General features: G+C 69.2%; 26 protein-coding genes. 19 read left to right on the top strand and 7 right to left on the bottom strand.

Annotated features, from left to right (window positions below; translation table 11 throughout):
• Both QQK43_RS17805 and QQK43_RS17810 read left to right on the top strand, forming a co-directional pair.
• A partial coding sequence (locus QQK43_RS17805) for an ABC transporter permease subunit (RefSeq protein WP_284308834.1) occupies window positions 1-589 on the top strand: 589 nt, incomplete at its 5' end.
• Complete coding sequence (locus tag QQK43_RS17810; protein ID WP_284308835.1) at window positions 582-1226, top strand: ABC transporter ATP-binding protein; 645 nt, start codon at window positions 582-584, stop codon at window positions 1224-1226. The genes QQK43_RS17805 and QQK43_RS17810, both read left to right, overlap by 8 nt.
• Before the next feature lie 24 nt (window positions 1227-1250).
• Here QQK43_RS17810 and bfr read toward each other — a convergent pair whose 3' ends face one another.
• Window positions 1251-1715: a bacterioferritin gene (bfr, locus tag QQK43_RS17815; protein WP_284308855.1), complete on the bottom strand. Its 465-nt coding sequence runs from the start codon at window positions 1713-1715 to the stop codon at window positions 1251-1253.
• A 210-nt stretch (window positions 1716-1925) separates the two neighbouring features.
• On the opposite strand from bfr, the gene QQK43_RS17820 reads away from it, so the two are divergent.
• Together QQK43_RS17820 and QQK43_RS17825 are read left to right on the top strand one after the other, a co-directional pair.
• Entirely contained in the window at window positions 1926-2273 is a 348-nt protein-coding gene (locus tag QQK43_RS17820) for a heavy metal-binding domain-containing protein (protein WP_234263043.1), read from the top strand.
• Window positions 2270-2692 (top strand): hypothetical protein, encoded by a 423-nt coding sequence (locus tag QQK43_RS17825; protein ID WP_284308836.1) that lies wholly within the window; start codon window positions 2270-2272, stop codon window positions 2690-2692. The genes QQK43_RS17820 and QQK43_RS17825 overlap by 4 nt, the downstream gene beginning before the upstream one ends.
• Before the next feature lie 22 nt (window positions 2693-2714).
• On the opposite strand, the gene QQK43_RS17830 is transcribed toward QQK43_RS17825, so the two are convergent.
• From QQK43_RS17830 to QQK43_RS17840, 3 genes are all read right to left on the bottom strand, one after another.
• Complete coding sequence (locus tag QQK43_RS17830; RefSeq protein WP_370465307.1) at window positions 2715-3926, bottom strand: lytic murein transglycosylase; 1212 nt, start codon at window positions 3924-3926, stop codon at window positions 2715-2717.
• A 77-nt stretch (window positions 3927-4003) separates the two neighbouring features.
• The gene (locus QQK43_RS17835) at window positions 4004-5368 is read right to left on the bottom strand and encodes an MBL fold metallo-hydrolase RNA specificity domain-containing protein (RefSeq protein ID WP_284308837.1); all 1365 of its coding nucleotides are present in this window, start codon (window positions 5366-5368) and stop codon (window positions 4004-4006) included.
• Window positions 5369-5692: 324 nt separating this feature from the next.
• The gene (locus QQK43_RS17840) at window positions 5693-6718 is read right to left on the bottom strand and encodes a ZIP family metal transporter (RefSeq protein WP_284308838.1); all 1026 of its coding nucleotides are present in this window, start codon (window positions 6716-6718) and stop codon (window positions 5693-5695) included.
• Between the two features lie 243 nt (window positions 6719-6961).
• Here QQK43_RS17840 and QQK43_RS17845 point away from each other — a divergent pair, with 243 nt between their 5' ends.
• The 11 genes from QQK43_RS17845 to QQK43_RS17895 all read left to right on the top strand — a co-directional run bounded on the left by QQK43_RS17845 (window position 6962) and on the right by QQK43_RS17895 (window position 15864).
• Entirely contained in the window at window positions 6962-7975 is a 1014-nt protein-coding gene (locus QQK43_RS17845; RefSeq protein ID WP_234263038.1) for a sulfate ABC transporter substrate-binding protein, read from the top strand.
• Between the two features lie 32 nt (window positions 7976-8007).
• The gene (gene ssuE, locus QQK43_RS17850) at window positions 8008-8604 is read left to right on the top strand and encodes an NADPH-dependent FMN reductase (protein WP_284308839.1); all 597 of its coding nucleotides are present in this window, start codon (window positions 8008-8010) and stop codon (window positions 8602-8604) included.
• Window positions 8605-8687: 83 nt separating this feature from the next.
• Entirely contained in the window at window positions 8688-8897 is a 210-nt protein-coding gene (locus QQK43_RS17855; RefSeq protein WP_284308840.1) for a hypothetical protein, read from the top strand.
• Entirely contained in the window at window positions 8894-9115 is a 222-nt protein-coding gene (locus QQK43_RS17860; protein ID WP_284308841.1) for a hypothetical protein, read from the top strand. The genes QQK43_RS17855 and QQK43_RS17860 overlap by 4 nt, the downstream gene beginning before the upstream one ends.
• Before the next feature lie 21 nt (window positions 9116-9136).
• Complete coding sequence (gene ssuD, locus QQK43_RS17865) at window positions 9137-10360, top strand: FMNH2-dependent alkanesulfonate monooxygenase (protein ID WP_284308842.1); 1224 nt, start codon at window positions 9137-9139, stop codon at window positions 10358-10360.
• A gap of 12 nt (window positions 10361-10372) precedes the next feature.
• On the top strand, window positions 10373-11242 hold the full coding sequence (gene ssuC, locus QQK43_RS17870) for an aliphatic sulfonate ABC transporter permease SsuC (protein ID WP_234263032.1): 870 nt from the start codon (window positions 10373-10375) through the stop codon (window positions 11240-11242).
• Window positions 11243-11394: 152 nt separating this feature from the next.
• Window positions 11395-12360, top strand: coding sequence for an aliphatic sulfonate ABC transporter substrate-binding protein (locus QQK43_RS17875; RefSeq protein ID WP_284308843.1), 966 nt, complete (start codon window positions 11395-11397; stop codon window positions 12358-12360).
• Between the two features lie 2 nt (window positions 12361-12362).
• A complete protein-coding gene (locus QQK43_RS17880) occupies window positions 12363-13172 on the top strand; it encodes an ATP-binding cassette domain-containing protein (protein WP_234263029.1) in 810 nt (269 codons plus the stop codon).
• A gap of 37 nt (window positions 13173-13209) precedes the next feature.
• Window positions 13210-13425 carry a TOBE domain-containing protein gene (locus QQK43_RS17885; protein ID WP_234263028.1) on the top strand — a complete coding sequence of 72 codons (216 nt, stop codon included), beginning with the start codon at window positions 13210-13212 and terminating at the stop codon, window positions 13423-13425.
• A gap of 137 nt (window positions 13426-13562) precedes the next feature.
• Entirely contained in the window at window positions 13563-14858 is a 1296-nt protein-coding gene (locus tag QQK43_RS17890; protein WP_284308845.1) for an O-acetylhomoserine aminocarboxypropyltransferase/cysteine synthase family protein, read from the top strand.
• Between the two features lie 55 nt (window positions 14859-14913).
• Window positions 14914-15864, top strand: a complete 951-nt coding sequence (locus tag QQK43_RS17895; protein WP_234263025.1) for a CysB family HTH-type transcriptional regulator — start codon at window positions 14914-14916, stop codon at window positions 15862-15864.
• A gap of 16 nt (window positions 15865-15880) precedes the next feature.
• On the opposite strand, the gene QQK43_RS17900 is transcribed toward QQK43_RS17895, so the two are convergent.
• The 3 genes from QQK43_RS17900 to QQK43_RS17910 are packed head-to-tail and all read right to left on the bottom strand — an operon-like array spanning window position 15881 to window position 20033.
• Window positions 15881-18379 (bottom strand): glycosyltransferase, encoded by a 2499-nt coding sequence (locus QQK43_RS17900; RefSeq protein WP_284308846.1) that lies wholly within the window; start codon window positions 18377-18379, stop codon window positions 15881-15883.
• Window positions 18376-19575, bottom strand: coding sequence for a glycosyltransferase (locus QQK43_RS17905; RefSeq protein WP_284308847.1), 1200 nt, complete (start codon window positions 19573-19575; stop codon window positions 18376-18378). Before QQK43_RS17905 ends, QQK43_RS17900 begins: the two co-directional genes overlap by 4 nt.
• Window positions 19576-19583: 8 nt before the next feature.
• Complete coding sequence (locus QQK43_RS17910) at window positions 19584-20033, bottom strand: hypothetical protein (protein ID WP_234263022.1); 450 nt, start codon at window positions 20031-20033, stop codon at window positions 19584-19586.
• Between the two features lie 114 nt (window positions 20034-20147).
• On the opposite strand from QQK43_RS17910, the gene QQK43_RS17915 reads away from it, so the two are divergent.
• Genes QQK43_RS17915 through QQK43_RS17930 form a run of 4 tightly spaced genes read left to right on the top strand, consistent with a single transcriptional unit; the run spans window position 20148 to window position 25742 of the window.
• Window positions 20148-21119: a GDP-mannose 4,6-dehydratase gene (locus QQK43_RS17915; protein ID WP_284308856.1), complete on the top strand. Its 972-nt coding sequence runs from the start codon at window positions 20148-20150 to the stop codon at window positions 21117-21119.
• 26 nt (window positions 21120-21145) lie between these two features.
• On the top strand, window positions 21146-21844 hold the full coding sequence (locus QQK43_RS17920; protein WP_284308848.1) for a nucleotidyltransferase family protein: 699 nt from the start codon (window positions 21146-21148) through the stop codon (window positions 21842-21844).
• Complete coding sequence (locus QQK43_RS17925; RefSeq protein WP_284308849.1) at window positions 21841-24885, top strand: rhamnan synthesis F family protein; 3045 nt, start codon at window positions 21841-21843, stop codon at window positions 24883-24885. Before QQK43_RS17920 ends, QQK43_RS17925 begins: the two co-directional genes overlap by 4 nt.
• Window positions 24882-25742: a dTDP-4-dehydrorhamnose reductase family protein gene (locus tag QQK43_RS17930; protein ID WP_284308850.1), complete on the top strand. Its 861-nt coding sequence runs from the start codon at window positions 24882-24884 to the stop codon at window positions 25740-25742. Before QQK43_RS17925 ends, QQK43_RS17930 begins: the two co-directional genes overlap by 4 nt.

Below are 25742 nucleotides of genomic sequence, written 5' to 3' on the forward strand. Positions count from 1 at the left end.
GCACGCGCTGGCCCAGCGCTGGCTGGGCGCCGTGTCGGCGCGGCGCGGTGGGCGTGGCCGTCTGGCGCTGGGCTGGCGGGCTCTGGCCTACCTGCCCCTGGTGGTGTCGCCCGTGATGGTGGCCTTCGGCCTGCTGCTGCTGTACCCCGACTGGACCGCCAGCCTGGGGCTGCTGCTGGTGGCCTACGCGCTGCTGGGCTATCCCTTCGTGGCGCGCGCGCTCACCACCGCGCTCGACCAGTTGCCGGCCCACTGGGCCCAGGCTGCGGCCACGCTGGGGGCCACCCCCTGGCGCGTGTTCTGGCGCGTGACACTGCCGCTGGTGCAGCCCGCGCTGCGCCGCGGCGCCGCCTTCGCGGCGGCCACGGCGCTGGGCGAGTTTGCGGTCACGCTGTTCCTGTCGCGGCCCGAGTGGATCACCCTCACCACGCTGATCCACCAGCGCCTGGGCCGGCCCGGGGCGGCCAATCTCGACGCGGCCATGGTGCTGGCCGCGCTGCTCATGGGGCTGGCGCTGCTGGCCTTCGTGCTGATCGAAGGTGCGGGTGCCTCATCCGGCCAGAAGGGCGACACTGCCAGCCATGCTTGAGTTGCGCGACATTCACAAACACTGGAACGGCCAGCCCCTGCTGCGGGGCGTGAGCCTGGGCGTGGCCGCCGGCGAGACCGTGGCCCTGCTGGGCGCTTCGGGCAGCGGCAAGAGCACGCTGCTGAAGATCGTGGCCGGGCTGGAGGCGCCCGAATCGGGGCAGGTCTGGTTCGACCACACCGACATCACCGCGCTGCCGCCCGAGCGGCGGGGTTTTGCGCTGATGTTCCAGGACTTTGCGCTGTTCCCGCACCTGAACGTGCGCGACAACGTGGCCTTCGGCCTGATCGAGCAGGGGCATCGGCGCGCGCAGGCGCGCGAGCAGGCCGAAGCGCTGCTCGCGCCCTGGGGCCTGGCAGCGCACGCGCGGGCCCGGGTGTGGACCCTCTCGGGCGGGGAGCAGCAGCGCGTGGCCCTGGCCCGGGCCCTGATCACCCGGCCGCGGGTGCTGCTGCTGGACGAGCCCTTTTCGGCGCTGGACGCGGCGCTGCGCGAGCAGTTGCGGGCCGAGTTTGCCGAGCGCATTGGCGCGGCCGGCATGGCCGCCGTGCTGGTCACGCACGACGAGACGGAAGCACGTGGCATGGCGCAGCGGGCCTGGACCTTGCGTGGTGGGCGCCTCGAATCCGCCTGGTAGCGGCCGGCGCCCGGCAGCGACCGATCAGGTTTGCGACTGCAGGTAATTCTGCAGACCGACCTTGTCGATCAGGCCGATCTGCTTTTCCAGCCAGTAGGCGTGGTCGGTCTCGGTGTCGCCGAGCTGCGCGACCAGAATGTCGCGGCTGACGAAGTCGGCCAGGCGCTCGCACAGCGCGATGCCTTCCATCAGGCTGGCGCGCACGCTGTACTCGACGTCCAGATCCTTGCGCAGCATCTCGGGCACCGTCAGGCCCGGCTCGAAGGCGTGGGGCCGCATGTCGGGGCGCGCGCCCAGCATCAGGATGCGGCGGATCAGCGCGTCGGCGTGCTGGGTCTCTTCGGCCATCTCATGGTCGATGCGCGTGTACAGCTGGGTGAAGCCCTGGTCTTCGTAGGTGCGCGAGTGGATGAAGTACTGGTCGCGAGCGGCGAGTTCGCCGCGCAGCAGTTCCTTGAGGCATTCGATGACGTCGGGGTGGCCTTGCATGGTGTCGGTCTCGGTATTCAGAATCAAACGCGCAGTATCGGGCTTTTGGCGGCTGCTGGGCGGTTTGGCCTTGCGAGCCCGGTCTGGATGCGACTGGGCCTGAAGAGCCGCATTGGAGGCATTCGCATTCCGCCGGCGCCACAGGTCGCTGGTGCGAGAATCGGCGCAGGCCGCGTGGGCGGCTGGCGTCTCTTTGACTGGAAGGTGGGTATGGGCTGGTTTTCCAAAAACACGGACGGTTTCTTCCTCTCCACCACCACGCCGCCGGACATTCCGCGCGCGTGTTATCTGGGTGTGGTCAACGGCGAGGCCATCATCGGCGCCAACATCTTTCGCGACCTGTTCAGCTCGGTGCGCGACGTGGTCGGCGGGCGCGCCGGTGGCTACGAGCGGGCCTTGGCTGGCGCCCGTGATGCCGCGCTGGAAGACCTGATCGAGGCCGCGCGGGAGCGCGGTGCCGAGGGCGTCATCGGCATTGATTTCGACTACGAAGTGCTGGGTGAGACCAACGGCATGATGATGGTGGCGGTCAGCGGCACGGCGGTGAAACTGCCATGAGCATGGTGCTCTGGGCCTATGTGCGGGTGCGGGGGCAGGCGCTCAGCGACGGCACGGACCGCCTGGCGCTGTACCGGCACCGGAATCGGCTCGACGTGCTGTCGCGGCGCCTGGAACTGCCCCCGTTCCTGTCGGCCTGCGACACCACCGATCTGCACTACAACACCTCGGACCAGGCCTTGCCAGACGGGCTGTCGTCGACCGACGAGGTGATGGCGCGCAGTGGCCAGTGGCTGCCCATGGGGCAGGCGCTGGCCTTGCTCGAAGGGCTGCTCATTCATGTGGAGAACCAGCGCCCGCGCCTGGGCCTGCTGCGCAACGACCGCGAGGCGGTGGCGACCGAGCTGCGCGAGGTGCTGGCGTTCGTGCGCAGCTGGGTCCAGGAAGCCGACGCGTTCAACTTTGCGGTCGTGATGTGACCGCAGCGGCCGCGCGGCCGGCTCAGCCGCCGCGCAGTGCGCGCAGCAGTTTCTGGCCCGCCCGGCCGTTGGTCTCCTGACCCAGGCGCTGCTGTTCCACGCGGATGGCGTCGCGGCTGCGTTCGCCCAGCATGCCATCCACCGCGCCGATATCGTGCCCGCGCATGATCAGCAGCCCCTGCAGTTCGCGCCGCTCTGCGCGCGAGAGCCCGGGGTCGTCGGTCGGCCAGGGTGTGGCGAAGGGGCCTGCACCGCGCAGGCGGTCGCTCAGGTGGGCGATGGCCAGGCCGTAGCTTTCGGCGGCGTTGTAGCTGTAGATGGCGTCGAAATTGCGGAACACGAGGAAGGCAGGCCCGCGCGGACCGGCCGGCGTCATCAGCCCGGCGCTGCCCAGGCCGTCGGGCAGCGGGCTGCCGTCGACGCGCCGCACGCCGCGCGCGATCCACTCGCTCATCGGGCGCTTGGTGCGCCGGCCCTCGCTGGCGGTGTTCAGGTGGGCGGGCAGCCGGACCTCGAATCCCCAGGGCTGGCCGCCGCGCCAGCCGGCCTTGGCCAGGAAGTTGGCGGTGGAGGCCAGCGCGTCGGGCGTGCTGTCCATCAGGTCGCGCCGGCCGTCGCCGTCGAAGTCGACCGCCAGCCGTTCGAACGTGGTCGGCATGAACTGGGTGTGACCGAAGGCGCCGGCCCAGGAACCCACCAGGCGTTCGGGCGTCACGTCACCGGCCTGCAGGATGCGCAAGGCCGAAAAGAACTCGCCCTGGAAGAAGCCTTGCCGGCGGCCGAAACAGGCCAGCGTGCCCAGGGCCTGCGGCAGCGGGTAGCGGCCGAAGCTCTGGCCGAAATTGCTTTCCACTCCCCAGACCGCGACCACGGTGGCGGGGTCGACGCCGAAACGCTGTTCAACCCGGGCCAGCACCTCGGCATGCCGCGCGAGCAGGGCCCGGCCTTCGGCCACGCGCTCGTCATCGACCAGACCGGCCAGGTAGTCCCAGATCGGGGTGCGGAACTCGGGCTGGTTGTCCAGCTTGGCCAGCACGTCGGCGTCGGGGGTGAGGCCGCGCGTGAAACGGGCATAGGCTTCGGCGGACACGCGCGCTTCGCGCGCGGCGGGCGCCAGCCGTTGCAGGCAGGCCTGGAAAGCGGCGTCGGAGACGCTGTTTTCGGTCTGGGCGGAAGCGGGGAGACCAGCGCCCATCAGCAGGGCCGCGGTCAGCAGGGGGAGGGACTTGTTCATGACGGTCTGTGGCGGCTGAAACAGGGCGGGGCAGGGCGGGCCTGCCCCGTTCGGTGGGGTGGGTGGGGCAGACGGTGTCAGACCCGCCAGGTGCTGCCGTGTTCCGGCACGAGTGCGGGCCAGCCGAGTTCGGCCTCGACCCGGTGGCGCAGCGCGTCGGAGGCTTCCATGTCGCCATGGACCACGAACACGCGGTGGGGGGCGGCGGGCAGGGCCCGCAGCCAGGCCATGAGCTGGCTGGCGTCGGCGTGGGCGGAGGCCGACGCCAGTTGCACGATTTCGGCGCGCACCGGCAGGTCCTGCCCGTGCAGGCGCAGGGTGAGCGCGTGCCCGGCCAGCGAGGCACCCCGGGTGCCGGGCGCCTGGTAGCCGGTGAGCACGACCATGTTGCGGTGATCGCTCAGGTAGCGCGCCAGGTGGTGCAGCACGCGCCCACCGGTGGCCATGCCGCTGGCGGCCAGGATGACCTTGGGGCCGTGGTTCATGGCGATGGCCTTGGACTGCTCGACCGACATGGCCATCTCGGCCGAGTGTTCCATGGCCCGGCATTCGGCCGCGTCGAGCCGGTGTTCACCCAGATGGCGGGCGAACAGGCCTGTGCTGTGGATGGCCATGGGGCTGTCCAGGTACACCGGCAGGTGGCGCGGCAGCGCGTCGCGTGCCTTGAGCTGCACGATGGCGTGCAGGATTTCCTGGGCCCGCCCGACGGCGAAGACCGGCACCACCGCCGTGCCTCCGCGGGCCGCTGCGCGCTGCAGGGCCGGGCCCAGTTCGGCCAGCACGTCTTCCTGAGGATGCTCGCGGTCGCCGTAGGTGGATTCGATGAACACCGCGTCGGCCGCCGGTGGCGGTTCGGGCGGCAGCATCAGCACGTCGTCGGGGCGGCCGAGGTCGCCCGAAAACAGCAGGCGCCTGCCGCCCACGTCCAGCAGCAGGCTGGCCGCACCGAGGATGTGACCGGCGCCGGTGAAGCTGGCCTGCCAGCCGGGCAGCGGCTCGAAGGGCTGGTGCAGCGGCACCGTGCGCAGCAGCTTGAGGCTGCGCAGCGCATCTTCTTCGGTGTAGAGCGGCAGCGCGGGCGCGTGTTTGCTGAAGCCCTTGCGGTTGGCGAAGGCCGCGTCTTCTTCCTGCAGATGCCCGCTGTCGGGCAGCAGGATCTGCGCCAGATCGCGGGTGGCCGGTGTGCACCAGACCTTGCCGTGAAAGCCTTCCTTGGCCAGCAGCGGCAGGTAGCCCGAGTGGTCCAGGTGGGCGTGCGTGAGGATCAGCGCCCCGAGCTTGTTGGGCAGAATGGGCAACGGGTCGCGGTTGCGCAGCCGCAGCTGCTTGTAGCCCTGGAACAGGCCGCAGTCCACCATGAGACTGTGGCCATCGTGTTCGACCAGGTATTTGGAGCCGGTGACGGTACCGGCGGCTCCGAGGAATCGGACGAGGACGCTCATGCGGCCATGTTACCCCCGTTGTCTGGGCCGGCAGGAGAGGGCGCCCGGGTGTGGGCGCGCTGGATGCCCGCCTGCGCGGGCATGACGGGCCGGGTGCATGTGGGCTTGCCTGTTATGCCTGCGCTTTCTCTCGTCATCCCCACGCGTTGCGTCGTCATTCCCGCGAAAGCGGGAATCCAGCCGAGTCACTGGATGCCCGCCTGCGCGGGCATGACGGGGCAGGGCGACAGAGGCACGACGGGGCAGGGCGGTGCGGACATGATGGGCCGGGCCGGGCCGGGCCGGAGCGGGCGGGCATCACGGCCCGGGCTTCGCTCTGCGGTGTCAGAGCACCTCGTTCAGCCCCATCATGAAGATGAAGCCCGCCATGAGCGTGACCGAGGCCAGGCCCTCGAAGCCGTTGCGGTGCGTCTCGGGGATCATTTCGTGGCTGACCACGAACAGCATGGCGCCGGCCGCGACGGCCAGGCCGACCGGGTAGAAGGCGGGCAGGCTGCCCAGCGCCACCAGGCCGAGCAGGGCGCCGAAGGGTTCGGCCAGACCGGAGAGCGCGGCCACGGCCCAGGACCTGGCCACGCTCTGGCCCAGCGTGCGCATGGCCATGGCAACGATCAGGCCTTCGGGCATGTTCTGCAGGCCGATGGCCAGCGCGACCGAGGCACCGCCCTGGCCGCCTTCGGAGGCCGAGGGGTCCAGGCCGGCGTAGGCGGCGCCCACGGCCAGGCCTTCGGGCACGTTGTGGATGAGGATGGCCAGCACCATGAGCCAGGCGCGCTGGTGGGCCGGATTGGCGAGCCCGTCGGCCGCCACCCACATGCCGGCATGGCCGGGCGCGGCCGGTGGCAGCACCGGGTGCTCGTGGGGCATGAAGCGGTCGATGGCCATCATCAGGCCCATGCCCAGCACGAGGCCGATGGCCGTCAGGCCCGCAGCCCCGGAACTGGCCTGGCCGGACGGCGCCAGCAGTGCGCGTCCGGCGGCCAGCGAGGGCAGCAGCAGGGCAAAGAGGGCAGCGGCCAGCATCACGCCGGCCGAAAAAGCCATGAGGGCCGACTCCTGCCGCTTGCTCACGCGCTGCACCAGAAACACCGGCAGCGCGCCGACGGCCGTGGCCAGGGCCGCGAACAGCGAGGCCTGCACACCGGCGGTCAGCGCGCTGCTGGCGCCGGTCGCGTCCCACCAGTGGCGCGTCGGGGCCCAGAAGGTGCTGGCCGCGGCCAGGCCGGCCATCAGCAGCAGACCGGCGCCCAGGGCGAGCAGGACCTGGCGCAGGGCATGGGGCGGGACGGGCAGTTCCAGGCGCTGCACCTGGGTCCATACCGGATTCAACTGGCGAATGAGAGCGGTCATGGGCACGGAAAGAAAGGGTGGGGATGGGAGGATTCTATAAATCTATCAATATTTTTGGTTTGATAGTTTTTAAGGCTTCCATAGGAAAAATGGCGGGACCTGGTGGGCGAATGGCGGGTGCGGCAGGCGCATCGGGGTCTCCATAGCTGTTTTTGTCATAAACAACTGAAAACGTATTCGTTCCAGTTTTGTGGCGCGGCTTTCATGATCCGTTCCGTTCTCTTCACCGCCTGGAGTTTTTTCATGACCACCCGCCGCCACCTGTTTACCGCTGCCCTGGCCACCGCGATCGCGCTGCCGGCGCTGCCCGTCTGGGCCCAGCCCGCGCCCGTGACCCTGCTCAACGTGTCCTACGACCCGACGCGCGAGCTGTACGTCGACTACAACGCGGCCTTCGTCAAGTTCTGGAAGGCCAAGACCGGCCAGGACGTGAGCATCAAACAAAGCCACGGCGGTTCGGGCAAACAGGCCCGCGCCATCATCGACGGCCTGGACGCCGATGTCGCCACGCTGGCCCTGGCGGGCGACACCGATGCGCTGCACACGCACGGCAACTGGATCCCGGCCGACTGGCAGAAGCGCCTGCCGCTCAACAGCACGCCCTACGCCTCCACCATCGTGCTGGTGACGCGCGCCGGCAACCCCAAGAACATCAAGGACTGGGACGACCTCATTCGCCCCGATGTCAAGGTCATCACGCCCAACCCCAAGACCTCGGGCGGCGCCCGCTGGAACTACCTGGCCGCCTGGGAATTCGCCAAGCGCAAGTACGGCGGCGACGACAAGGCCAAGGAGTTCGTGGCCAAGCTCTACAACAACGTGCCCGTGCTCGACACCGGCGCGCGCGGCTCGACCATCACCTTCTCGCAGCGCAACCAGGGCGACGTGCTGATCGCCTGGGAGAACGAGGCCTACCTGCTGGAAAAGGAGTTCGGCAGCAAGGTGGACTTCATCTACCCGAGCCTGTCGATCCTGGCCGAACCGGCCGTGACCGTGGTCGACAAGAACGTGGACAAGAAGGGCACGCGCGCCGTGGCACAGGCCTACCTGGAATTCCTCTACACCGAAGAGGCGCAGGACATCATCGGCAAGCATTTCTACCGACCGACTTCGGCCAAGGCGCAGGCCAAGTACGCCAAGCAACTGCCCAAGATCAACCTGTTCAAGATCGACGAGGCCTTCGGGGGCTGGACACAGGCGGCCAAGGTGCATTTCGCCGATGGCGGCACCTTCGACCAGATCTACACCAAGAAGTAAGCCGCGCGGCCCAATCACCGGAGTCACTGAGCATGTCTGTCCTGCTGATCGGCGGCAGCCCCACCGAGCACTCGCGTTCTGCGGCGCTGCTCGACGGGGTCGAACAACGCCTGCACCAACTGGTCGATGCGCGCCGCCTTCCGGTCGACCGGCTGCGCGTGCGCGACCTGTCGCCGCAGGCGCTGCTGCTGGCCGACTGGGGCCATGCGAGCGTGGCCCGGGCCATCGAGCAGGTGGCCCAGGCGCGTGCGCTGGTGATCGCCACGCCGGTCTACAAGGCGGCCTACAGCGGGGTGCTCAAGGTGTTTCTGGACCTGCTGCCGCAGACCGCGCTCAAGGGCAAGGCGGTGCTGCCACTGGCCACTGGCGGCAGCCCGCACCACATGCTGGCGCTGGACTACGCGCTGCGGCCCGTGCTGCAGTCGCTCGGGGCGCGCCACATCCTGCCCGGTGTCTACGCCACCGACGTGCAGATTCCCAAAGACGTTGAGGGCCAGTACCGCCTCGACACCGACATCGGCCAGCGGCTGGACGATGCGGTGAATCTCCTGCTCCAGGAAGGGCTTCGAATGCCGATCGCGGCCGGGTTCGCGCCCGTGCCGTTCGCTCAGGTGCGATGTAGCGTCTGAGCACTCCCCCCATCGGCTTTTTTGGCGGCTGCCGTCGGCAGCCCGGGGCGTGCTGCGCCCGCCAAACCTTTCAGGAGTGGTTCATGAACATTCATTCATCGCCCGAAGAGCGGGCCGGTGACGCGCCGCTGCCCGTGCCCGACGAGGTGGACCTCAGCGAGCGCGGCTGGCGCCTGTGGCTGCAGGTCGCGGTGGCCGTGGTGCTGGCGATCTTTGGCCTGGCGCTGCTGCTGCAGCCGGTGGTGCCGGTGTCGGGCTGGCTGTTGACACCCGCGTTGGAGCAGCAGCCATGACGCGGCCCGTGGTCCTCCCGTCCGCGCCCTGGCTGCGCATCCGTGCGGTGACGGCGGTGCAGTGGGGGCTCGATCCTGCGCAGGCCGGCGAAGCCTTGGCCTCCCCGGCCACCGAGCGTTCTCGCCGCGACCCGCTGCCCCTTGCCGACCGCTTCCGGTTCTGGCCGTGCAGCGCCACCCCGCTCGGTGTGTGCCACGCCACGCACCCCTTTGCCTGACATTTTCCGGAGCCTGTTTCCATGTCTCTCCAGTTCTTCTGGTTCATCCCCACCCACGGCGACAGCCGTTACCTGGGCACCGCCGAAGGCGGCCGCACGGTCAACCACGACTACCTCAAGCAGGTCGCGCAGGCGGCCGACAGCCTGGGCTATGAAGGCGTGCTGATCCCCACCGGCCGTTCGTGCGAAGACCCCTGGGTCGTGGCCGCCAGCCTGCTGCCGGTGACGCAGCGGCTCAAGTTCCTGGTTGCGGTGCGGCCGGGCCTGCACCAGCCGGCGCTGGCCGCGCGCATGGCCGCCACGTTTGACCGGCTCTCGGGCGGGCGCTTGCTGATCAACCTGGTGACCGGCGGCGACCGCGCCGAACTCGAGGGCGACGGCGTGTTTCTCGACCATGCCGAGCGCTACGCGCAGTCGGCCGAGTTCATCCGCATCTGGCGCGAGATCATCGCGCGCGGCCACACCGGCGAATCCTTCGACTACGACGGCCAGCATCTGCAGGTCAAGGGCGCCAGGCTGCTGTTTCCGGCGCTGCAGCGTCCGCACCCGCCGGTGTACTTCGGCGGGTCTTCGGAAGCGGCGCACGAACTGGCGGCCGAGCAGGTCGACACCTACCTGACCTGGGGCGAACCGCCGGCCGAGGTGGCGAAGAAAGTGGCCGACGTGCGTTCCCGCGCGGCGAAATACGACGACCCCCACGCTGCGCTGTCCCCCGATGGCGCCCGGTCCGGCCGCACGGTGAAGTTCGGCATCCGCCTGCACGTGATCGTGCGCGAGACCGAGGCCGAGGCCTGGGACGCCGCCGACCGACTCATCAGCAAGGTGGACGACGCCACGGTGGCGCGCGCGCAGGCCGCGTTCGCGAAGATGGATTCCGAGGGCCAGCGCCGCATGGCCGCGCTGCATGCGGGCGGGGTCCGGCGCGACCGCGCTGCGCTGGAAATCAGCCCCAACCTCTGGGCCGGTGTCGGTCTGGTGCGGGGCGGCGCCGGCACCGCGCTGGTGGGCAATCCGCAGCAGGTGGCGGCCCGCATCCAGGCGTACGCCGACCTCGGGCTTGAGACCTTCGTGTTCTCGGGCTACCCGCACCTGGAAGAGGCCTACCGCTTCGCGGAGCTGGTCTTCCCGTTGCTGCCGCGCCGCCTGCGCGAAGCGTGGCGCGCACCGGCGAACGACCAGGGGCTGACCGGCTCTGTGGGCGAGGCTGTTGCCAATGTCTACGTGCCCCGTGCCGCCCAAAGCTGAGGAGTGACCGACATGAACACCTCTGTGCGCGAATTGCAGGTCACCCCCGTTCCCCATGCTGGCGACACGGCGGATGGCGCCGGTACCGGCTGGGCCCGCAGCCGCCTGGCGCCCTGGTTCCAGGCGGTGGGCGCGCGCCTGCTGCCCTGGGTGGTGCCGGTGCTGCTGATCGTGGCCTGGCAGACCGCGTCGTCGGCCGGCTGGCTGTCCTCGCGCGTGCTGCCGGCCCCGGTGGACGTGGTGGTGGCCTTCTGGACCCTGACCGCTTCCGGCGAGCTGTGGACCCACGTCAAGGTCAGCGCCGGCCGGGCCTTGCTGGGCCTGGCCATCGGCGGCGGCCTGGGGCTGGTGCTGGGGCTGCTGACGGGCTCGGTCCGCTTTTTCGAAACCCTGCTCGATTCGACCGTGCAGATGGTGCGCAACATCCCGGCGCTGGCGCTGATTCCGCTGGTCATCCTGTGGTTTGGCATCGATGAGGCGGCCAAGCTGTTCCTGATCGCGGTGTCGGTGTTCTTCCCGATCTACCTCAACACCTTCCATGGCATCCGCAACGTGGACCCGGGCCTGATCGAGATGGGGCGCAGCTACGGCCTGTCGCGCTGGGGCCTGTACACCCAGATCATCCTGCCGGGCGCGCTGTCGTCCATCCTGGTCGGCCTGCGTTTTTCGCTCGGGCTGATGTGGGTGATCCTGATCGTGGCCGAGACCATTTCGGCGCAGGCCGGCATCGGCTACCTGACGATGAATGCGCGCGAATTCCTGCAGACCGACGTGGTGCTGGTGGGCATCCTGCTCTACGCCCTGCTGGGCAAGCTGGCCGACGTGCTGGCGCGTGCCCTGGAGCGCTACTGGCTGCGCTGGCATCCGGGGTACCAGGGGTGACACCCCCCTGCGCCGCTGCGCGGCTTCCCCCCGCTCTGGCGCGCCTTCGGCGCTGGGCAGGGGGACGGCAGCTGGGGCCGGCGGAGCCGGACCCTCGCTGCCCTGCAGCGAATGCCTCTCACACCACCTTCTTTTCTTTTCATAGGCCAGTCATGACACACGTTTCTTCTTTCAACCGCCGCGCCGCATTGGGCGCCATCGGTTCGTTCGTGGCCGGGGCGGCGCTGGCCCAGGGCACGGCACCGCGTACGGTGCGCCTGGGTTACCAGAAGTCGTCGACGCTGATCGCCGTGCTGCGGCTGCAGGGTTCGCTGGAGCAGCGGCTGGCGCCGCTGGGCGTGAAGCTGAGCTGGCACGAGTTCACCAGCGGGCTGCCGCTGCTGGAGGCGCTCAATCTCGACAACATCGACCTCAGCGCCGACGTGGCGGACACCGTGCCGGTGTTCGCCCAGGCCGCCGGCGCGCAGCTCACCTTCGTGGCGCAGGAAGCACCGTCGCCGACCGCCCAGGCCATCCTGGTGCGCGCCGATTCGCCGCTCAAATCGGTGGCCGACCTCAAGGGCAAGCGCGTGGGGTTTTCCAAGGCCGCGGGCGTGCATTACCTGCTGCTGGCTGCCCTGGAAAAGGCCGGTCTGTCGTTTGCCGACATCGACCCGGCCTACCTCACGCCGGCCGACGGCCGCGCGGCGTTCGAGCGCGGATCGCTCGACGCCTGGGTGGTGTGGGACCCCTTCCTCTCGGCCGCGCAGAAGCAGGCCGGCGCGCGCGTGTTGGCCGACGGCACCGGCCTGGCCTCGTACCAGCGCTACTACCTGGCCAGCACGCGGTTCGCGCAAGCCCGCCCCGACGTGCTGGGCGTGCTGTACGCCGAACTCGAAAAGGCCGGTCGCTGGGTCAAGGGCAACCCCCGGGAGGCCGCTGCGCTGCTGGCGCCGTTCTGGGGGCTCGACGCGGCCATCATTGAACAGGCCAACGCACGCCGCAGCTACGCGGTGCGCGCGGTCACACCGCAGAACCTGAGCGAACAGCAGAAGATCGCCGACGCCTTCTTCGCCGAGAAGCTGCTGCCACGGCGCCTCAACGCGCTGGACGTGGCGCTCTACCAGCCCGGAGCGTGAGCATGGCCGACACCGACCCGAACACCCCGGGCGTGCGCTTGGAACTGCGCCAGCTCAGCAAGCACTACGGCCCGCGCGAGGTGCTGCGCCAGAACAACCTGGTGATCGAACCCGGTGAGTTCGTGGCCATCGTGGGGCGCAGCGGCTGCGGCAAGAGCACGCTGCTGCGCCTGGTGGCCGGGCTGGAGCGCGCCACCGGCGGCCAACTGCTGCTTGACGGCCGGCCGGTGGCCGGGCTCAACCCGGACACGCGCATCATGTTCCAGGACGCGCGCCTGCTGCCCTGGAAGCGGGTGCTGGACAACGTGGCCCTGGGCCTGCCGGCCGAGCGCCGCCAGGATGCCGAAGCGGTGCTGGGCCAGGTGGGCCTGGGCGACCGGCTGGGCGACTGGCCGGCACGCCTGTCGGGCGGCCAGCGCCAGCGCGTGTCGCTGGCCCGCGCGCTGGTGCACCAGCCGCACCTGCTGCTGCTCGACGAACCGCTGGGTGCGCTGGACGCGCTCACCCGCATCGAAATGCACGCACTCATCGAAGGGCTGTGGAAACGCCACGGCTTCACCGCGCTCTTGGTCACGCACGACGTGCAGGAGGCGGTGGCGCTGGCCGACCGCGTGATCCTGATCGAGAACGGCGCCATCGCGCTGGACGAGCGGATTGCGCTGGCGCGGCCGCGCTCGCGGGGCGACGTCCACTTTGCTGCGATCGAAAAACGCATTCTCGACCGGGTGCTGCAGCAGCCCGATGCCGAACAACCCGACGCCGATCTGTCGTGGACCGGTGTGCCCGCCCACGGCCTGCGCTGGGCCGTCTGAACCGGTTTTTTTACCCCCAACCCGAAAGGAAACCACCATGTCCATCCAAGCCATCAACGTGCGCAACCAGTTCCGCGGCAAGGTCAAGGAAATCATCCAGGGCGATGTCGTGACCGAGATCGATGTCGAAACGCCCTGGGGCATCGTCACCTCCGTCATCACCACGCGCTCGGTCAAGGACCTGGGCCTGCAGATCGGCTCCGAGGTCGTGGCGCTGGTGAAGTCGACCGAGGTATCGATCGCCAAGCTCTGATGCCGGTGCACGCTGCAGGGTGAAGCGGCCCTGCGTTCATGGTCGAGAATCGGCGGGCCTGTGGCCGTCCGGCCAGAACCAGGTGCCTCATGTCTGAGAGCCTTTTTTCATAACACCCCGTCATCCCAGGAGATCCCATGTCAGCCCATTGGAAGTTCGAGACCCGCTCCGTGCACGCCGGCTACCAGCCCGACCCCACCACCAAGGCCGTGGCGGTGCCGATCTACCAGACCGCCGCCTACGCGTTCGACAGCGCGCAGCACGGCGCCGACCTGTTCGACCTCAAGGTGCCGGGCAACATCTACACCCGCATCATGAACCCGACGAACGACGTGCTGGAGCAGCGCATCGCGTCGCTTGAAGGCGGGATCGGCGCACTGGCGCTGGCCTCGGGCCAGGCGGCCGTGGCGTATGCGATCCAGACCATCGCCGAAGCCGGTGACAACATCGTCAGCAGCGCCGCCCTGTACGGCGGCACCTACAACCTGTTTGCGCACACCTTCCCGCAGTTTGGCATCACCACGCGGTTCGCCGACCACCGCGACCCCGCCAGCTTCGCGGCCTTGATTGACGAGCGCACCAAGGCCATCTTCGTCGAGTCCATCGGCAACCCGCTGGGCAACATCACCGACATCGCGGCGGTGGCCGAGGTGGCTCACCGCCACGGCGTGCCCCTGATCGTGGACAACACGGTGGCTTCGCCCTATCTGCTGCGCCCGTTCGAACACGGGGCCGACATCGTGGTGCACTCGCTCACCAAATACCTGGGCGGCCACGGCACCACCATCGGCGGCGCCATCGTCGACAGCGGCAAGTTCCCCTGGGCCGAACACAAGGCGCGCTTCAAGCGCCTCAACGAGCCCGACGTGAGCTACCACGGCGTGGTCTACACCGAGGCCCTGGGCGCTGCCGCCTACATCGGTCGTGCCCGCGTGGTGCCGCTGCGCAACACCGGCGCGGCGCTCTCGCCGTTCAACGCCTTCCAGATCCTGCAAGGCATCGAAACCCTGGCCCTGCGCATGGACCGCATCCATGCCAACACACTGGCCGTGGCGCAGCACCTGCAGCGGCACCCCAAGGTGGGCTGGGTTCACTACGCCGGTCTGCCCGAGCACCCGGACCACGCGCTGGCGCAGAAGTACCTGGGCGGCAAGTCCTCGGGTCTGCTGACCTTCGGCGTCAAGAGCGCGGCCGGCGAGGGCCGGGCTGCGGGCGCGCGCTTCCTGGACGCGCTGCAGCTGTTCACGCGCCTGGTGAACATCGGCGATGCCAAGTCGCTGGCCACGCACCCGGCGTCGACCACCCACCGCCAGCTGTCGCCCGACGAATTGGCCAAGGCCGGCGTGTCGGAAGACACCGTGCGCCTGTCGGTGGGCATCGAGCACATCGACGATCTGCGCGCCGATCTGGATCTGGCGCTGGCCGCCGTCTGAGCGGACCACCGCGGCGGCCAGGGCGGTGAGCGCCTGGCCGCCAGAGGGACACACCATGAATTTCCAGCAACTTCGATCCGTGCGCGAAACCGTGCGCTGCGGCTTCAACCTGACCGAGGTGGCGGCCATGCTGTACACCTCGCAACCGGGTGTCAGCCGCCAGATCCGCGAGCTGGAGGAGGAGCTGGGTGTGTCCATCTTCGTGCGTGCCGGCAAGCGCCTGACCGGGTTGACCGAACCCGGCGCGGCGCTGCTGCCCATCGTCGAACGCCTGCTGCAGGAGGCCCAGAACCTGCGCCAGGCCGGCAAGGAATTTGTCTCCCGCCAGGAAGGTGGCCTGACCGTGGCCGCCACCCATTCGCAGGCGCGCTACGCCCTGCCGCATGCGGTGCGCGACTTCCGCTCGGTGTTTCCGCAGGTCACGCTGCACCTGCACCAGGGCTCGCCCCGGCAGATTGCCGAGATGCTGCTGCAGGGCGAGGCCGACATCGGCATCGCCACCGAAGCCCTGGCCAACTACCCGCAACTGGTGACGCTGCCGTGCTACCGCTGGACGCACAGCGTGGTGGTGCCACCGGGCCACCCGCTGCTGCAGGTGGCCGGACCGGTCACGTTGGCCGATCTGGCCCGCTATCCCATCATCACCTACGACGTGGGCTACACCGGCCGTTCGCACATTGATGAAGCGTTCCACGAAGCGGGCATCCAGCCCGAGGTGGTGCTCACGGCGATGGACGCCGACGTGATCAAGACCTACGTGGAGCTGGGCATGGGGGTGGGCATCGTGGCGTCGATCGCTGTCGACCCCGAGCGCGACCAGCACCTGCGCACGCTCGACGCGCGCCATCTGTTCCGCATCAACGTCACGCGGCTGGCGATCCGGCGCGGGGTCTGGCTGCGCGGATATGCCTACAAGTTCATCGAGATCTTTGCGCCCACGCTGACGCGCGAGGTGGTGGATCAGGCGCTGAGCGAGGGTGTGAGCGCCGAGGCGCTGCCCGCCTGAGCAGGCTGGGCCGGCGTCAACGGTGCGGCCAGCCGATTGGGCGCAGGTATGCGTCCGGGTAGAAGGCGTCGAACAGGGGCGGCAGGTGGTCGAGGGATGGCCCGCACGGGGGGGTTGACAAGCGCTCGGTTTGCAAGCGGTCCAACCATTCGGCGAAGCTCCTGGCATCGGCCTGGCCAGGTGGCAGCACCCAGCTCATTGGTCGGCTGTGGAGCCGTTCCGCGGTCGGGCCAACCCCGGAGGCCAGCACCGGCAGGCCCTGCAGCAGGGCATCGGACAGTACGAAGCCATGCGACGGCGGTGTGGCAAACGGCAGCCACGCCAGATGAGGCCGGATGCGGCAGATCTGCATGTGCAGGCTCTCAGGTGCGCACTGGCCCCACAGGCGCAGATGGGGGTTTGACAGGGCGTCGGCCGGCAACGCTGGGTCGTTGGCCAGTGGTCCCAGGCATTCGATGCGGACCGGACATTGCCATTGCGCCAGCAAATGGGTCACTTCGGTGAGCATGACCACGTCCGGGTTCGGGGACGAGGTGCCCAGATACAGCACCCGCATCCACTCACCATCGGCCAGTGGTGCGGGGTGCGGTGCAAAGCGCTCGGGACGGCCAGGTTCCGGCAGACGCGCGGCGATGACCGCTGCGCCCTGGACCCGCTGGACCACGAGCGTGCTTTGTTCGCGGCTGCTGGCGATCACTCGGTGGGCATTCGCCACAAGCCTGAGCGCTTCGGGTGCCGGGGGGATGAAGAAGGCGTCTTCGGGCAGCGTGACGTCGTAAGGGCGGTCCAGCCGCGCGAGCAGCTCGGCAGTGTCACCGGCTGCGTCTGGCGGTTGCATCACATTGACCCGCGCGATGAAGAGGGCGCACAGGTCGGCGACCAGTTCTCTCCATTGCCTGGGCAAGGTGTACGTGATTTCTGCAGCACCGGGGGCCACAGAGGACAGGTGAAGCTCCTGGTCCCCGGTTTGCCATCCCCACAACAGGTTCACGCGGGGGCCCAGGGATGCGGCGAGCAAGCGCGCCTGCCGCACCGTGTCCCGGTTGGGCGGTGGTGTCAGCACCAGCACAGTAGGGCGGTGGGCCTGTGGCATGGTGCGCAGCGGCAGAGCCCCATGGCCCGTGGCGTCACGGGTCACACCGGGTGCCGCAGGCGCCGCTGCCGACGGAGCCTCCGGTTCGACAGAGCCGTCCAGGCGGGCAGGCCGCAGGCGAACCCGCAGGCCGATCATGGCGAAGGCCTGCGGTCCGGGGGCGACGGCTTTTTCGGCAGCCTGCCGCGACAGCGCCGCACCCTGCAGGCTGCCCAGCCAGGAAATGGGTGGAATGTTGCACAGCCAGGCGTCGATTTCTCCGGCAGCAAGGGCATGCAGGCCCTCGCGCAATGTCGGCACGTCCACGGGTGCCGACGGGTCGATCACCACCAGGGTTTCGGCCGAGGTGCGCGCCATCGCCATCGCCAGCACGCCAGCCGGGTGTGCTTGCGAGGCCGGCAGCGGCGCGGCCTGCGTCGGAACCGGCCACGCCGTATCTGACCAGCGCTGCGCGCTGGCGATGTCATCGTCCGGGTCCAGCAGCAGCAGTTCGGTGCAGCGTCCTCCCGCTTCGGCGAGCACCTGCAACGCCAGCGCGGGCGGTGTCCCGGAATGGGCGATACAGACCAGCGCGACAGCGCGGCCGTCCAGGCACTCGCGCAGGCGCGCATCGACGTAGGACCGTGCACCGTGGTAGGTCACCTGGCGGAGGTAGCGCTGGACCCGGCGCAGTCGGGGCACCAGGGTGGTGGTCGATGCACCGTCGGTCTGTGCCATGCGTTCCAGCAGCCGGATCCACAACAGGCCAGCCTCTTCGGGATGCCGCCCGGCGCGCGAGTCCTGCCCGGCATGCTGGCGTGCACGCACCAGCGCTGCACGTACCGGCACGAAGGGATGGCTTTCGGCCAGATCGAACCACCGCGCATAGTCCTGGGTCGTTGGCAGACCGGGGTCGAACGCGCCGCTTCTGGGCAGGCATTCGGCGGGAATCAGCATGGCGCAGCCGTGGAGCCGGCCTTCCAGCACGAGCCAGCGGGGATCGTCGGTCCGGCCATCCCAGTGGCGCAACAAGCCCCCCCGCTGGGTGACCGTGCCGGTCTCGTCGATGAAGTCGATCTCGCCGAACGCAATCGCGGGACCTCCAGCCTGACGCACCGCCTGCATGTAGTCCGCGACCTTCGTGGGCAAATACACGTCGTCGTGGCTCAGCCAGCAGAACCATTGCCCGCGCATGGCGGCAATGCCGGCATTCAATGCACTGGAGACGCCCCCATTGCGTTTGGCGAGCACGCGAACCGCATCGCCATAGCGGGCGATCACGCGCTGGGTCGCCCCCGCGTCGTTCGAGCCGTCGTCCACCACGATGACCTCGATCGCCGGCCAGGTCTGGGCCAGGGCGCTTTCGATGGCCTCGCCCACGTAGCGTGCGCCGTTGTAGACCGGAATGACGATGCTCACCAGATCGTGGTGTGTCGATTTCATGCGCAACCCCGGGCGATGACGTCGTCGTACATGCGCAGGGCGCGTGCGCCATTGGTCCGCGCGTCCCAGCGCTTTTCCACCTCCTGCCGGTTGCGCCTGTAGGCCGCGTCCACCAGGGCGTCGTCGGTCGCGGCTGTGACGATGGCGTCCGCCAGTGCCGCCACATCGTGCGGGTCGACGATCAGGCCGTCGATGCCGGGCCGTATCCACTCGCACAGGCAGCCGGTGTCGGCCGCGATGGGAAACGCTCCCAGGGCCATGGCCTCGAGAGAGGAGGTTCCGATCCCGTCCGAGATGCCGACCCCCACAACCAGGCGCGCCTGGGCGGTCCGGTCCAGGGCCGGGCCATGATCGGCCTGCCATGTGTCCGGTTGGATATCGAGTCCGGTCACCCGAGCCACTTCGGCGGCCATCTCGGCCACCTCTGGTCCCGCCAGGGCGATACGCACTTGGAACCGCTGCAGGTGTGGGGCGGCGATCAGCAGCGCGGACAGGATGTGCAGGGCCCGTCCCGACCAGCCGTGATAACCCTTGATCACGATGAGGTTGCGCTGCGACGGTGGTGTCCCGGGCAGGGGCATGTCGGCAAAGTCCACCCCGCCCGATGCGGGCTGGACATGGGTGGGACACCCCTCCCGGGAGCCCAGCTGCTGCGCCATCGCAACGTCCCGCGCGCATTCGCAGTGCAGGGCATCCACGCGGGCGGCCAGTGCCTGCAGCACGGGCCGGTGCGTGTCGAGCTTTTCGTAGAGATAGAGGTCGCTGCCCCAGTTCGACACCAGCCAGAGCGGGAAGTCCGTACCCATGGCCTGAGCCGCCTTGAGACAGGCATACCCCGCCATCTGTATCTCCATCGAATGCACCAGGACCGGTTGCAGCACACGGACCGCGTGCTCGACACTGGCGCTCCGGACCAGCGCTGCGCGGGCGCTCAGAAAGACGGGCGGTGGCAGGTCGTCGTCGGCTGGCTGTTCGTCGAGCGGATCGCGGGCCCACTGGCCCGCCATGCCCGGTGGCAGCCGATCCAGATCCTCGCGCGAGCGGATGGTCGGCAGGGCCGCCAATGCAGGCAGGTTGGGCTGCAGAGGGGTGGACGACAGCAGCACCAGCCGGTGCCGGGGGGAGGCCACCATCTGCAGCCAGCGTTGGGTGTGCACGCTGGCGCCGAGCGCAACGACAAGGATGCAAGGGGTCATGTGGTGGCTCACAGGTGGGCGAGGATCGTTTCGCCGAGCACGCGAGGGTCGTGCGCTGCACGCACCTGCGACAGCAGATGGCCCGAGGCACGGACTTCCGGAAACTGCACGACCACCAGCATGGGAATGCCCAGGGCAATGGCCTGGGCGTGATAGGGCGACACGAAGGCCTTGAAGCCCACCGCCACGTACAGCCGTGCCCGGTGCAGCGTGGCAAGAGCCCGGCTGTCGTCCTCGACCACCGCGAGCCGCAGCGCCCGGTCGTGCTGCAGGCACTGGGCTGCCGTGCTCACCACCGGGTCCCCATGCGTCAGGACCGCGACCGGCACGTTGTCCAGCGATCCGGCGATCAGTGCCAGCGCGGAGATCGTCAGCAAGCCGCGTCCCTGCATGTTTTCCAGGCCATCGACGACCAGCGGTCTGTCATCTGTCGCGGCGTCGTTTTGCGGTAGAGTCATATGGCAATCCATCCTGGGCAGCGCGCGCCGGATGGGCCACCCGTTCTCACTTTACCAGCCGGTCTTGATCAGGGCGGCCCATCGTTGGAGTGCGCTTTGCAGCAGAAAAAAATCTTGGTCACCGGGGCTGGCGGATTCATTGGCAGCCATCTGGTTCAGTCGCTCGTTCATGCCGGCGCAGAGGTGAAAGCGCTGCTTCACTACAACGCCCAGAACGGCTTGGGCAACCTGCGATGGCTTGATCCCGGGACCTTGGCCGCGGTCAACACCGTTCATGGCGACCTGAGCGATGGTGAGTTCATGAAACGGGTGGTCGAAGGGGTGGATGCGGTGTTCCACCTTGGCGCGCTCATCGCGATCCCGCACTCGTATTCGGCCCCCCGCAGTTATGTCGAAACCAACGTCCTGGGCACGCTGAACGTGCTCGAGGCTGTGAAGGCCTGCGAAACCCCGCGGCTGGTCCATGTCAGCACCTCGGAGGTCTACGGCAGCGCGCGCTACATCCCGATGGACGAGGCGCATCCGCTGCAGGCGCAGTCGCCCTATGCCGCGACCAAGATTGGTGCCGACAAGCTGGTCGAATCCTATGTGCGCAGTTTTGGCGTCCGCGCCGTGACGGTACGCCCCTTCAACACCTTCGGTCCGCGCCAGTCCGCGCGTGCCGTGATCCCGGCCGTCATCGCCCAGGCGCTGAGCCGGCCCTCGGTCATCCAGTTGGGGACCACGACACCGGTGCGCGACCTGACCTTCGTGTCGGACACCGTGGACGGTTTCATCACCGCCGCGACCGCTCCCGATTCGGTGGTGGGGGGCTGCTACAACCTGGGCACGGGGCAGGGGATCGCCATTGGCGACCTGGCGCGGACCATTCTCGACCTGATGGGGGTGTCTGCCCGCATCGAAGAAGACCCGCGTCGGTTGCGGCCCGCCGCCAGCGAGGTTGACCGTCTGGTCTCAAACCACCAGGCGTTCCGTGCCGCCACCGGCTGGCAACCCCGCGTGTCGCTGGCCGAAGGCTTGCAGCGCACCATCGAGTTCTTCCAGGCGCACCCCGACGAGCTGCCTCGCAGCGGTTTCGCCCAATGAGTGCGGCGCCGTTCCAGGCTCTCATCATGGCGGGCGGCAAGGGCACCCGTCTCCTGCCCTACACCACGGTGCTGCCCAAGCCGCTCATGCCCCTGGGTGATGCTTCTGTGCTTGAACACCTGTTGTGTCTGCTGCGGCGCCACCAGGTGCGTCGCGTGTGCCTGGCGGTCAATCACCTGCGTCACCTGATTCAGACCCTGTTCGGCGACGGGCATGCGCTCGGTATGGAGATCACCTACGCGGTGGAAGACGAGCCCCTGGGCACTTGCGGTCTGTTGGCGCAAGTGATCGACGAGATGGAAGAGCGGTTTCTGTTGCTCAATGGCGATCTCGTCACCGACATGGACATGGCGGCCTTGATCGCCCATCACGCGGAGTCCGGAGCGGCCGCCTCGGTGGCGGCCCTGCGCTATGGTGCCCAACTGGAATACGGGGTGCTCGACGTGACCGATCAAGGGCAGATCACCCGCATCCGTGAGAAGCCACGCACCGAGTACCTGATCAACATGGGCGTGTACGCGCTCACGCGCGCCTGCGTGCGGCCGCACCTGCGCCTGGGCCAGCGGCTCGACATGCCCGAACTGCTGCAGGCCCTCGTGGCCGCAGGCCACGACGTGCGCGCCTACGAGGCCGAGTGTGCGTGGCTGGACATCGGGCGGCCGGAAGACTTCGTCAAGGCCCAGGCACTGGTACAGGGTTTGTCGGAAGCCGCCACGAGACCATGACGGACACCCTCTCCGGAAACGCGCTGCGGGACAGCCTGCCCGACCTGTTTGTCCATTCATTCGGGGTGCCGACGCGCTGGGAGCATGTCGCCGTGGGGCACTGGCTGGCGCGGGTCCGCGATGTCTGGCGGCTCGCCGGGTGCGGCCCGGCCTTTGACGAGATGCGGCGCCTGATTCCTCAGGCGGGCAGTCTCTGCGAGCTGTGCCTGGGCAGCGAGCCGCTGGCCGATCTGTTGGTGATCGAGTCGCCGCTGGCGGGCGACCAGTCGGACCCCGCCTACTGGACCGGGCGTCTCGCTCCGGGCGCCGTGGTGATGGTCGTGGGCGTCCAGCCTGGCGAGGCGGCAGCATCGCTGTGGTGCCGCTGGCGCGAGTCGGTGCCCGGGGATGCGGCGTTCGACCTTCCCGCCGGTCCGGGCCTGGGCCTGCTGTTGCCGACGCCCGAACACGCCCCGGCGTCGGTGCGGGAGCTGTGCGCAGGCGGGCCGGCCCTGGCCACCCTGTTTGATGCGGCCCACCAGGCTGCAGCCGGTCTTTCTCATGCGCAGCGCTGGCGCGAAGCCGAAACGGCACGCGCTGCAATGGCCGAGCGGGAGATGCACTGGCTGCAGCAGGCGCAGGTGCTTGAGGCGCGTGTGCAGGCCGGATACCGGGCTGGCCTGCAGGCCGCAGGGGAGCGCGAGCAGGTGCTTTCGCACCGGATCGAGGCGATCGAGGGCAGCAACACCTACCGCGTGGCCATGGTGTTGCAACGGGTGGCGAGCCGGTTGCCCGACGGCCTGCGGGTTTTTCTGCGCCGAGCACTCAGGCTCGCCTGGTGGACCTTGCGGGGGCGCTTGCGGGAGGGCCTGCATGCCCGGCGCGAAGCCCTGCGTCAACGGGCGGCGCAGGCGAATGCCCCGTCCCCGATGCCACCGGCTGCGCCTGCAGGGGCCGCTTTGGGCGCCGGACCGGTGCTCAGCGCGGTGGGGGCACCCATGGCCGGAATGCGGGTGGCGTTCGGTATCGCGGTGGCTGGCGATGCCCCTTTTCGTGTCCAGCGTGTCGTCGGCCGCGCACGCTCGGCCCTTGCCCATGTGGGACAGGCCAGAACCGGTCTGGTGCTGGTGGCCGATGACGGTGCGGCCTTCGCACTGGAGAACTGGCTGCCGCCCGAAACCGTCTGCCTGTCACGCGGGGCGGCCGGGTTTGTCGCGGCGCACCGGCGCCTGATCGAGAGGGCTTTCGATGAGGGGGCCGACGTCTACGTGCTGACCGACCCGCACGGCCGTTTCGATGAAAAGACCCTGGCCGACGCGCTCGCGGTGTTCGGTCAACAGGGGCCGGAGGCGCTGGTGCAGATACCGGCAGCGGCCACTGCGGGCCTGCCCCGGATCCCTGGCTGCTTCGTGGTGATCTCCCGCGCGCTGGCGCAGCGCGTCGGTGAGCTGGATGAGCACCTGGACGCCAGCGCCGCACTGACCGATCTGGCGTTGCGCGCCGACGTCTTGGGTTTGCCGGTGGTGAGTCTGCCGACCGCCGACCCGTCGCTCGACCTGACGGCCATCGAAGCCACCGCCCAGGGACTGATCAGCCACCGCCTGCTGGGCGCGGCCTGGTGGCTGGCCCACAAATGGCGCAGCGCGCCGCTGATCGAGCAGGTGCGCTCCGCGCTGGAGGTCCGGGGACTGTCCATGCCGGCGGTTCCGCCGCCTGCCACGCCCGGGGCAGGCACTTCCTGGGGCGGTCGCGACCACGCGTTGCTGTCCTGGTGGCGCGCAAGAACGGGTGAGCGGGACACCCCCAGCCCACCGGTACCCTGCCAGCCCATCGACGGCGCGCCGAGCGCGGTGCCCGAAGGACTGGACCAGAGTCTGGCCGTGCCTTTTGCCTTGGATATCCCCCTGGCGCCGGCGCAGCGCGTGGCGGCCGTCGTTCACCTGTGGGGAGACGACACGGCCGAACCGATGCGGGAGCTGCTGCGCTGTGTGCCCGCTCCCTGTGATCTGTTCATCCGCACCGATGATGACGAGCGGCGCCACGCGATTGCCCCGGTCTTTGCGGACTGGGCGGCCGGCAGCGTCGATCTGTGCACCGTGCCATACCGCGATGGCAAACTGGCCTTCGCGGTCGATGTCCTGACAGACGAGCGCCGCCATGACTTGGTGCTTCACCTGCACGACCGTCAGCCCTTGCAGGGCGCCGCCTGCCAGGCCCTGCTGGGTTCGCCCCGGGTGGTGGCTTCGGTGCTGGCTGCCTTCAGCGCCGATTCGTCGCTTGGCCTGGTGTTCCCCCAGCACAGCGAGGCAGACCGCGCCCACACCGGATGGCAGGGCGTGTTCGGGCAGGCCGAGGCCATGGCCCGTGGTGCTGGCTTGGTCGTCCGTCCGGATCAGCCGCTGGATTTTCCCGCAGCCGGCCTGTTCTGGGCCCGACCTGCCGCCCTGGCGCCACTGCGTGACCTGCCGGCGGAGGCGGGCCAACCCGGCGGCTTCGAGGCCGCTCTGCGCCTGTTGCCGCGGCTCTGCGAACACGCCGGACACACCTGGGTCAAACTGGCCCGCCCCGACCTCGCACCAGTGCATCCGCCTCCGCAGGTGGTGCATGGCGCCGCACCCCTGCGTGAGCACCTGCGCGCCGTGACGTTCCTGCTCTCCGACCGGGGGCTGTGGACTTCGGCTGCTGGGCGAGGAGGCTGGCGCCTGCGGCCGGACCCAGACCGGTCGCCGCGCCTGACGCTGCTGACCGGCACCGAGGTGCCGGCGCGACGCTGGGCCGCGTGCCAGGTTTTGGCGCAGGCGATGCTGCCCGGCGTTGAATGCCGGGCGATGACCGTGCCGCTGCCGGGGCCGGGTCTGCCGCCGCCGCTCGATACCCGCGCCAGCGAGGTGTTTCTGGCGGCCGACGGGGCGAGCCTGTCCCATGCCGTGGACCTGGTGGAGCGCCAGCGCCGCTTCTTTGGACACGGCCACCACCCCTGGTTGCTGAGCGACCTGACCGACGAAGATTTGCGGGCCATCTTGCGCCGACTGGCCCTGGCGCCTCACGGAGAGCTGACATGAAGGTGCTGATCCTGGGAGCGGGCGGCATGCTCGGCCACATGATGCTGCGGGAGCTGGGGGCGTCCCGCGACCTGACGGTCATCGGGACCGTGCGTGCACCCGCGCCGGCGCTGACCGGATTCGGTCGCGTTGCTCTGTGCACCGGCGTCGACGCGCTGGATACCGGTGGTCTGGGCGCCCTGATGGCCGAGGTCCGGCCCGACGTCGTGCTCAACTGTGTCGGTCTGGTCAAGCAGCACATGGCCGCCTGCGATCCGCTGCCAGCGCTGCAAGTCAACGCTGTGCTGCCTCACCAACTGGGCCGTCTGTGCCAACAGGTGGGGGCACGCCTCATCCACTTCAGCACGGATTGCGTGTTCTCTGGCGCACGCGGCACCTACCGCGAGTCGGACCCGAGCGATCCGGTCGACTTGTACGGGCGCACCAAGCTGCTGGGGGAAGTGGCGAACGATCCGGCGGTGCTGACCTTGCGGGTGTCGTTCGTCGGGCCCGAGCTCGGCACAACCCATGGCCTGCTGGCCTGGTTCCTGGCGCAGCACCAAGCCGTGCGCGGATTTCGGCACGCCATCTTTTCGGGCTTCACTTCTCTGGAACTGGCGCGCATCGTCCGGGATCGGTTGCTGGCGAGGCCGGATCTTCACGGGGTCTACCACCTGAGCGCCGATCCGATTTCGAAGCTCGATTTCCTGTCGCTGGCGGGGCGCATTTATGGCCATGCCATTCCCATCGAGCCGTGCGATCAGCCGGTCATCGACCGCTCCCTGGACAGCACGCGACTGCGCGAGGCCCTGGGCTATCGCCCCCCGTCCTGGCAGGACATGCTGACGGACCTGCACACCCTGGAGCGATATGACTGA

The organism is Hydrogenophaga electricum (assembly GCF_030160815.1).
Taxonomy (GTDB): domain Bacteria; phylum Pseudomonadota; class Gammaproteobacteria; order Burkholderiales; family Burkholderiaceae_C; genus Hydrogenophaga; species Hydrogenophaga electricum.

Coding starts and splice junctions, on each gene's coding strand:
- QQK43_RS17810 (WP_284308835.1), top strand. CDS start 582: ATGCTTGAGTTGCGCGACATTCACAAACACTGGAACGGCCAGCCCCTG.
- bfr (WP_284308855.1), bottom strand. CDS start 1,715: ATGCAAGGCCACCCCGACGTCATCGAATGCCTCAAGGAACTGCTGCGC.
- QQK43_RS17820 (WP_234263043.1), top strand. CDS start 1,926: ATGGGCTGGTTTTCCAAAAACACGGACGGTTTCTTCCTCTCCACCACC.
- QQK43_RS17825 (WP_284308836.1), top strand. CDS start 2,270: ATGAGCATGGTGCTCTGGGCCTATGTGCGGGTGCGGGGGCAGGCGCTC.
- QQK43_RS17830 (WP_370465307.1), bottom strand. CDS start 3,926: ATGAACAAGTCCCTCCCCCTGCTGACCGCGGCCCTGCTGATGGGCGCT.
- QQK43_RS17835 (WP_284308837.1), bottom strand. CDS start 5,368: ATGAGCGTCCTCGTCCGATTCCTCGGAGCCGCCGGTACCGTCACCGGC.
- QQK43_RS17840 (WP_284308838.1), bottom strand. CDS start 6,718: ATGACCGCTCTCATTCGCCAGTTGAATCCGGTATGGACCCAGGTGCAG.
- QQK43_RS17845 (WP_234263038.1), top strand. CDS start 6,962: ATGACCACCCGCCGCCACCTGTTTACCGCTGCCCTGGCCACCGCGATC.
- ssuE (WP_284308839.1), top strand. CDS start 8,008: ATGTCTGTCCTGCTGATCGGCGGCAGCCCCACCGAGCACTCGCGTTCT.
- QQK43_RS17855 (WP_284308840.1), top strand. CDS start 8,688: ATGAACATTCATTCATCGCCCGAAGAGCGGGCCGGTGACGCGCCGCTG.
- QQK43_RS17860 (WP_284308841.1), top strand. CDS start 8,894: ATGACGCGGCCCGTGGTCCTCCCGTCCGCGCCCTGGCTGCGCATCCGT.
- ssuD (WP_284308842.1), top strand. CDS start 9,137: ATGTCTCTCCAGTTCTTCTGGTTCATCCCCACCCACGGCGACAGCCGT.
- ssuC (WP_234263032.1), top strand. CDS start 10,373: ATGAACACCTCTGTGCGCGAATTGCAGGTCACCCCCGTTCCCCATGCT.
- QQK43_RS17875 (WP_284308843.1), top strand. CDS start 11,395: ATGACACACGTTTCTTCTTTCAACCGCCGCGCCGCATTGGGCGCCATC.
- QQK43_RS17880 (WP_234263029.1), top strand. CDS start 12,363: ATGGCCGACACCGACCCGAACACCCCGGGCGTGCGCTTGGAACTGCGC.
- QQK43_RS17885 (WP_234263028.1), top strand. CDS start 13,210: ATGTCCATCCAAGCCATCAACGTGCGCAACCAGTTCCGCGGCAAGGTC.
- QQK43_RS17890 (WP_284308845.1), top strand. CDS start 13,563: ATGTCAGCCCATTGGAAGTTCGAGACCCGCTCCGTGCACGCCGGCTAC.
- QQK43_RS17895 (WP_234263025.1), top strand. CDS start 14,914: ATGAATTTCCAGCAACTTCGATCCGTGCGCGAAACCGTGCGCTGCGGC.
- QQK43_RS17900 (WP_284308846.1), bottom strand. CDS start 18,379: ATGAAATCGACACACCACGATCTGGTGAGCATCGTCATTCCGGTCTAC.
- QQK43_RS17905 (WP_284308847.1), bottom strand. CDS start 19,575: ATGACCCCTTGCATCCTTGTCGTTGCGCTCGGCGCCAGCGTGCACACC.
- QQK43_RS17910 (WP_234263022.1), bottom strand. CDS start 20,033: ATGACTCTACCGCAAAACGACGCCGCGACAGATGACAGACCGCTGGTC.
- QQK43_RS17920 (WP_284308848.1), top strand. CDS start 21,146: ATGGCGGGCGGCAAGGGCACCCGTCTCCTGCCCTACACCACGGTGCTG.
- QQK43_RS17925 (WP_284308849.1), top strand. CDS start 21,841: ATGACGGACACCCTCTCCGGAAACGCGCTGCGGGACAGCCTGCCCGAC.
- QQK43_RS17930 (WP_284308850.1), top strand. CDS start 24,882: ATGAAGGTGCTGATCCTGGGAGCGGGCGGCATGCTCGGCCACATGATG.